Genomic DNA, 6535 nt, shown 5'->3' with positions numbered 1-6535 from the left:
GTCCAACTCCGTCTGCTACGTCAAAGACGGCATGACCATCGGCGTCGGTGCCGGACAGCAGTCCCGTGTACACTGCACCCGCCTGGCCGGCAACAAAGCGGACATCTGGTGGCTCCGCCAGAACCCGAAAGTCCTGGCCCTGCCCTTCCGCGACGACGTGCGCCGTCCGAACCGGGACAATGCCATCGACGTCTACATTTCCGATGACTACGAAGACGTCCTGGCCGACGGCATCTGGCAGGATCTGTTCACGGAAAAACCGGAACCGCTCACACGGGAAGAAAAGAAAGCCTGGATTGCCCAGCTTCACGGTGTAGCCCTGGGCAGCGACGCCTTCTTCCCCTTTGGCGACAACATCGAACGGGCCCATCGTAGCGGTGTAGACTACATCGCCCAGGCCGGCGGCTCCATCCGTGACGACAACGTCATCGAAACCTGCGACAAATACGGCATAGCCATGGCCATGACCCACCTGCGCCTGTTCCATCACTAATATATATCATCTATGTAACATCGACACAGAACTCACGACTGGAAACGCTTCCAGCCGTGAGTTTTTTTGCATGCGGGAAAGGGATAGTTTCAAGTTTAAAGAAAAAGCCGCAGGGCCGGGATGGGTAGTAAAAAATGGAGCATTTCACTGATAAAAAGCTGACACTAACGCAGTGTTCTTAGTGTTGAGTAGAGAAATCCGTAATGATATAATAAATATAACTATTATATAGAAATGACTATATCGCATTTATGATGCAATGAGATACGGATATATACCGTTTTATACAAACATATTTCAGGTGATGTATATGACAGATACAATGGATATACAGAAAACAGGACTCAGTGAAGAATTAATAAAAGAAATAGGTACCATTGCCAGCAAATGGGGAGTGCAAAAAGTTATTCTTTTTGGGTCCCGGTCACGGGGAGATTATGGACGTGCCAGTGACATAGACCTTGCTGTCTCTGGGGGGGATTTCACACAATTCTGCCTGGATGTGGAGGAAAACACATGGACATTATTGAAATTTGATATCATTAATCTGGATAATCCATTGGAACCAGAATTTCGGACTATGATTCAGAAAGAAGGTGTCACGCTTTATGAAAAAATATGAAAATTTTTGTTCCAATCTGGCCGTACTGGCCAGTGCCGGAAAGGAAGATTTAGATAACGAATTTATACTCAGCGGCATTATCAACAAATTCTCCCTGCAATTTGAATTGACGTGGAAATTATTAAAGGAATTATTGAAATATGAAGGCCGTAATGCAGCTCATAGTGGTTCACCGCGGGAAATCATTAAGGAAGCGTACGCCGTCTATGATTTTGTCGATCCGGACATTTTCCTGGTGATGCTCAGAGATCGAAATGACATGACACATCTTTATGATGGTAAAGCAGCTAAGCGCCTGGTAACGAAGATTATCCAAGTATATATTCCTGCTTTCCAGAATCTAAAAAAACACATTGATGAACAATACGGAGACATACTTCCAGGCCTTTAATATCAGCTCTGGTACTGCTGACATGCCCACGAAGCTCATTATGGAGAGCTTTGTGGGTATTTTTTATGAAGCTGGAAAAATCAGCCTTGTACAAGAGTTTGCATGCAACTTAGTTGAACTATCAACCAAGTTACATGCAGCAAGGGAGTGGTGCTTGCAGGGATACTGTATGAAGGAAAAGCGGCGTACCCTTTTGAAGCTGGATGTGGTATAATAAAAACGAATTTTCAGGAAAAATGGAAAATCCGCCCCGCTGTGACAACCATGCGGGATAGCGGAAATTCTGAAGATGAGTATCACTGAAAATGCTATAAAATCAAGAAAATCAGAATCCGCCCCGCAAACCGCCTCGTAAACCTGCATAAATACAGGCTTCGTAAGGGGTGCTGTACATTACCTTAATCCCCGCAAGGGGACGGAAACGGAAATTGCGATTTGACTCTTGCCAATCATTGACCCTAATGTACATTACCTTCATCCCCGTAAGGGGACGAATATGTTATAATGAATAGAAACGGGGTCCATCTGGTATCATAGCGATTGTCAGAGCTTCGGATTACTTTAGTGACAGAGACTATAACTGGGAAACAGGGGAATTTGAAGATTTCCCTACGGTATGTGAATTAGGAAAAGAGGATTGGTAGAAGTGGGAAAGAAACTTTCTTTAGCCGTTGAAGTAGCTGAAAAATATCATGCTGATATGACTGATAAGGCGGGGAAAACTTATATGTGCCATTTAACGTCTGTTTCTAACGCGGTATTGCCTCTGGGAGAAGACTATGCTGTAGTCGGCATGTTGCATGACACGTTAGAGGATACGGAGATGACGAAGGAAACTCTTTTTTCCTTATTCGGAAAAGAGATAGCTGATGCCGTTTCTCTTTTGACCCATGATGATGCGGTCCCGTATCTGGACTATGTGCGGGGAGTAAAAAAATCCGGGAACGCACTGGCCATTGCTGTAAAAAAAGCAGATTTAAGAAATAATATGGATTTATCGCGTCTGCCGAAAGTGACAGACAAGGATTTGAAACGGGTAGAAAAATATAAGAAAGCCTATGCAATTCTGACAGGGGATGCGGTCTGATGATGACTGTAGAAGATATAAAAAACGCTGATATAGAGTCATTGGAAACGTGGTATGAAGACGATACCTGGAAACGTTTTCCTGAAGATGCTCAAAGAGAATTACTAGCTAGAATATGTGATTACAGGGTACGTAATTCGGGTGAATGGGATACCCCTATTGAAGAAGTGTTTAAAACTCCCAGGGTTCAGAAGATGATCAGGGAAGGCTTTTTTGATGGTATGGACGAGTACCTGATCGATAAGTAGAGGTATACCGGTTAACGGTTCAGAAATTCTACCGGTCAGAAAATAAACAGCCTAAAGAATATTAATAAATGTAGTAAAGTTTTACTAAAACAAGCATCTGTGAGAAATTGCAGGTGCTTGTTTACGTCCGTACCACTGAACGCCAGCTGCCAGCCGCTATCTGAGGCTCTTCCCCCTTCGATGAACGACCTACGAACTACGATCAACGGTCCTTCCCGGCCTACGGCCCTTTCCGCCTGCCAATTCCACTTCTTTCTCTGGCCTTACTATGGTACAATTATTTACATAATATGTTATGGGCATGGAGGAAATGATATGAAAGACATGTGGAGGAAACTGCCACTCAGGAAGAAAGTTGTTGTGCTGCTGACGTTGCTTTGCATTGGCCTGACCATCGGGTATCTGCCGGAGCCGTATCCCCATGTCCTGACGAAGGAGGAAATCAAGGAGGCCGAAGCGGTATCCCGCTCGCAGACGGAGGTGCTGGCCCACAATGTGTCCCTGACCGACCAGGCCGGTCATTCCGTGTCGATCCAGTCGCTATATAATAAGAAGCCCGTATTCCTGTATTTCTGGATGAGCTGGAGCGATATGGCCGCAAAAGAGCTGCCGGTTCTGGATGAGATGTACCGGGAGCAGGGCCGGGAGGTGTATTTTGTCGTCGTCTGCCTGGACCGGGGAGAGGCGGCGCGGCAGCAGATTGAGTCTGCCTGGCCGTACGATATGCCCTTGTATTTTGCCAGTATGGAAACGGCCGGTATATATAATGTATATGAAGTACCCCAGTGGTTCATGATTGGCCGCGGCGGGACGATCTTAGACAAGCATGCAGGCAGTCTGGACCGGAAGCAGCTGGCGTATTTGCTGGCCCGGAGCCTGAAATGAGGAGGATGTACTGTGACGAATATAGTGATAGCTTCAAATATTCATGGTTCGGCTTACTATTGCCGGCTGCTGATGGAAGCGGTGGAACGGGAACGGGCCGGACGGCTGCTGCTCCTGGGCGATATTTTGTATCATGGGCCGCGCAACGACCTTCCCCGGGAGTACGATCCCAGGGCGGTCATAGCCATGTTGTCCGGTCTTACGGTCCCCGTTTCTTCTGTACGGGGAAATTGTGATGCCGATGTCGATCAGATGGTACTGCCCTTTCCCATCCTGTCTGATTCGTGCCTGCTCCTCGTAGAGGATCGGACGATTTTTGCCACTCATGGCCATGTGTTCCACAAGGACCACCTGCCGCCCCTTTCCCCGGGCGATGTCCTCCTTCATGGCCACACGCACGTGCCGGCCTGGGAGGAGCTGGACGGAGGCGTATTGTACCTGAATCCCGGTTCGGCCGCTCTTCCCAAGGAAGACAGCCCTCATTCGTACCTGGTCCTTTCCGGCCGGGACGTGACCTGGAAAGAGATGGATGGTACGGTGTTCCACCGGCTGACGTTGTGAAGCGGGGAAAAATGGCACATTGCTCTGCCGTAAAGGATAGAAATGCGGTGTAAAACATGGTACAATATCATTTGTGCTTTGTAATTTGTCTGATTACATGATTTGCGATATTCAGTGAGAGGGGCTGCCGCCATGGCAGAACCGGAGGGGGATATACGATGGCAGATAAAAAAATGTATGAATTGGGGGCCGTGCGCTCCAAGTTTAGTGAATTATTCGAATATGGACAGGCCCAGGCGGCGAAAATCGGTTGGGAACATATTTATGATTTCAGTCTGGGAAATCCGTCGATTCCCGCACCGGATTGCGTCAAGGAAGCCATCATCGACATGCTCGATCATAAGACGAGCCGGGAAATCCACAGTTATACCAATGCCCGGGGCCTGCTGGAAGTACGCCAGTATCTGGCCGATTATATGAATGAAACTTATGATGCCGGCGTCGGACCGGACAATTTCCATCTCACCGTCGGGTCTTCGGCTTCCCTGGCGGTCATCATCCGGGCCCTGCAGGAAGATACGAGCGATGAGTTCATCGTCATTGCGCCGTTCTATCCGGAATACCGCATCTTCATCGAACCCATCGGATCCAAATGCGTCGTCGTTCCGCCCGATACGGAGCATTTCCAGTTGTCCATCGAAGGGGTGGCAAAGGCTATTACGCCGCATACGCGGGCGATTATCGTCAATTCGCCTAATAATCCGTCGGGGACAGTCTATTCGGAAGATACGATCCGCAGGCTGGCGGCCCTTTTGAAGGAGAAGTCGGCAGAAATCGGTCATCCTATTTTCCTTATTTCCGATGAACCGTACCGGGAAATCGTCTACGACAATCTCCCCATTCTCTATCTGCCGCATTATTATGACAATACGATCGTGACCTATTCGTACAGCAAGTCCCTGAGCCTGCCCGGTGAACGGATCGGCTATATCCTCGTGCCGCCGACGGTGGACGATCATGCATATCTCATGACGGCCATCCTGGGGACGGCCCGCATGTATGGCTATGTCTGCGCGCCCAGTACGTACCAGCGGGTCATTGCGGCCGTACGCGGGGCGACGGCGGACATCAGCGAGTACGACAAGAACCGTCATCTTATCTATGATAATCTGACGAAGATGGGCTACGACTGTGTTTATCCGTCGGGAGCGTTTTATTTGTTCGTAAAAGCGCCTGATGGAAATTCGCTGCAGTTCATGGAAAATGCCAAGAAATTTAATATCCTCCTGGTGGCAGCTGATGAGTTTGCCTGCCCGGGATATGCCCGCATTTCCTACTGCGTCGATGCCGATATGATCCGCCGCAGCCTGCCGGCATTCAAAAAGTTGCTGGCATTGTACAAATAGGAGGTACTTATGACTGATGTCATCATTATTGGCTCCGGCCCGGCCGGCGTTTCGGCTTCGCTCTATGCCCGGCGGGCAGGGCTGTCCGTAGAGGTGCTGTCCAAAGGCACGGGGGCCCTGGAAAAGGCGGAGCTCATTGAAAATTATTACGGATTTCCCGAACCGGTCAGCGGAGCTGAGCTGGCCAGCCGGGGGATAGCCGGGGCACGGCGCCTCGGCGTCCTTTTCAAGGAAGCGGAAGTCGTCTGGATCGGCATGGATGATACGCTGACTCATTTTGTCGTGGAAACGACGACGGAGAAAATCGAAACGCGCAGCATTATCCTGGCGACTGGTGCGGCCCGTCAGAGTCTTCCCATCCCGGGGCTCCGTGAGCTGGAAGGAAAGGGTGTCAGCTACTGTGCTATCTGCGATGCCTTTTTCTACCGGAAAAAGCCCGTCGTCGTCCTCGGCGGCGGAGAATACGCCCTGCACGAAGCGCAGGTGCTGCTGCCTGTTGCCTCTTCAGTCACACTTTGCACTAATGGCAGCGATGCGCCTGCCGGTGTACCGGAAGGGCTGGCTGTATGCACCCAGCCCGTAGAGGCCGTAGAAGGCACGGACCGCGTATCGGCAGTCCGTCTGGCGGATGGCAGCCAGATTGAAGCGGCCGGTGTATTTGTCGCCAGTGGTGTGGCAGGAAGTGCGGACCTGGCCCGTAAAATCGGGGCGCCCCTTTCGGGCTCGCATATCCTCGTCGATGAACACATGGCGACGGCCGTTCCAGGCCTGTTCGCCGCCGGCGATGCCACAGGTGGTCTGCTGCAGATTGCCAAGGCCGTGTACGAAGGAGCCCAGGCCGGTATCAGCGCAGCTGCCTATGTGCGCAAACAAAAAGGCATTTCGCAATAATAAGGCCTAAA

The 6535-nt window shown here is 50.1% G+C and carries 9 protein-coding genes; all 9 read left to right on the top strand.

Annotation, left to right across the window (positions count from 1 at the left end; all coding sequences use genetic code 11):
• The coding region (locus B2U90_RS12485) for an IMP cyclohydrolase (RefSeq protein ID WP_292017941.1) at positions 1-493 on the top strand (493 nt) is incomplete at its 5' end.
• Between the two features lie 310 nt (positions 494-803).
• The gene (locus B2U90_RS12480; protein ID WP_075582170.1) at positions 804-1115 is read left to right on the top strand and encodes a nucleotidyltransferase family protein; all 312 of its coding nucleotides are present in this window, start codon (positions 804-806) and stop codon (positions 1113-1115) included.
• Positions 1102-1506, top strand: a complete 405-nt coding sequence (locus B2U90_RS12475; RefSeq protein ID WP_075582171.1) for an HI0074 family nucleotidyltransferase substrate-binding subunit — start codon at positions 1102-1104, stop codon at positions 1504-1506. Before B2U90_RS12480 ends, B2U90_RS12475 begins: the two co-directional genes overlap by 14 nt.
• Positions 1507-2152: 646 nt before the next feature.
• Positions 2153-2593, top strand: coding sequence for an HD domain-containing protein (locus B2U90_RS12470; protein ID WP_070807783.1), 441 nt, complete (start codon positions 2153-2155; stop codon positions 2591-2593).
• A complete protein-coding gene (locus B2U90_RS12465) occupies positions 2593-2841 on the top strand; it encodes a hypothetical protein (RefSeq protein ID WP_292017940.1) in 249 nt (82 codons plus the stop codon). Before B2U90_RS12470 ends, B2U90_RS12465 begins: the two co-directional genes overlap by 1 nt.
• 315 nt (positions 2842-3156) lie before the next feature.
• Entirely contained in the window at positions 3157-3726 is a 570-nt protein-coding gene (locus tag B2U90_RS12460) for a TlpA family protein disulfide reductase (RefSeq protein WP_292017939.1), read from the top strand.
• Between the two features lie 12 nt (positions 3727-3738).
• A complete protein-coding gene (yfcE, locus tag B2U90_RS12455) occupies positions 3739-4287 on the top strand; it encodes a phosphodiesterase (RefSeq protein WP_292017938.1) in 549 nt (182 codons plus the stop codon).
• Between the two features lie 158 nt (positions 4288-4445).
• Entirely contained in the window at positions 4446-5633 is a 1188-nt protein-coding gene (locus B2U90_RS12450) for a pyridoxal phosphate-dependent aminotransferase (protein WP_075582180.1), read from the top strand.
• 9 nt (positions 5634-5642) lie between these two features.
• Entirely contained in the window at positions 5643-6524 is an 882-nt protein-coding gene (locus B2U90_RS12445; RefSeq protein ID WP_059077301.1) for an NAD(P)/FAD-dependent oxidoreductase, read from the top strand.
• Positions 6525-6535: the final 11 nt, after the last annotated feature.

The organism is Megasphaera sp. UBA4233, from assembly GCF_002395615.1.
GTDB lineage: Bacteria > Bacillota > Negativicutes > Veillonellales > Megasphaeraceae > Megasphaera > Megasphaera hexanoica.
This window is presented reverse-complemented; position numbering and strand designations above follow the sequence as displayed.

What these genes read in the sequence shown, in the direction of transcription:
- B2U90_RS12480 (WP_075582170.1), top strand. Translation starts at nt 804, where the DNA reads ATGACAGATACAATGGATATACAGAAAACAGGACTCAGTGAAGAATTA.
- B2U90_RS12475 (WP_075582171.1), top strand. Translation starts at nt 1,102, where the DNA reads ATGAAAAAATATGAAAATTTTTGTTCCAATCTGGCCGTACTGGCCAGT.
- B2U90_RS12465 (WP_292017940.1), top strand. Translation starts at nt 2,593, where the DNA reads ATGATGACTGTAGAAGATATAAAAAACGCTGATATAGAGTCATTGGAA.
- B2U90_RS12460 (WP_292017939.1), top strand. Translation starts at nt 3,157, where the DNA reads ATGAAAGACATGTGGAGGAAACTGCCACTCAGGAAGAAAGTTGTTGTG.
- B2U90_RS12450 (WP_075582180.1), top strand. Translation starts at nt 4,446, where the DNA reads ATGGCAGATAAAAAAATGTATGAATTGGGGGCCGTGCGCTCCAAGTTT.
- B2U90_RS12445 (WP_059077301.1), top strand. Translation starts at nt 5,643, where the DNA reads ATGACTGATGTCATCATTATTGGCTCCGGCCCGGCCGGCGTTTCGGCT.